We start from the raw sequence: 304 nt of genomic DNA, 5'->3' as shown, positions 1-304 counted from the left end.
GCAGCGCGCTGGCCGACGGCGACCACTCCATCGTGGCCACCGTCACCGACCTCGCCGGCAACACCGCGACGTCCTCACTGACCTTCACCGTCGACACCACGCTGTCGGTGCCGACCATCGATCTGGCGGATGCGTCAGACAGCGGCAGCCTTAACAGCGACAACATCACGAACGACACCACCCCGGCGTTCACGCTGGGGAATATCGATGCGGATGTGACGAAGGTGCAGGTCATTATCAACGGCACCGCCTATGACGCCGTGCAGTCAGAGGGCAAGTGGACCTTTACCGCCCCGGTGCTGGC

The 304-nt window shown here is 64.1% G+C and carries 1 protein-coding gene; it reads left to right on the top strand.

Annotated features, from left to right (window positions below; translation table 11 throughout):
* Nucleotides 1–304: Ig-like domain-containing protein (locus OGV69_RS01405; protein WP_286469011.1), on the top strand; the 304-nt coding region annotated here is incomplete at both ends.

Source organism: Citrobacter sp. Cc139, from assembly GCF_030334645.1.
GTDB lineage: Bacteria > Pseudomonadota > Gammaproteobacteria > Enterobacterales > Enterobacteriaceae > Citrobacter > Citrobacter werkmanii.
Note: the sequence above shows the minus strand (reverse complement) of the source record. Positions and strands in the feature narration are given on the sequence as shown.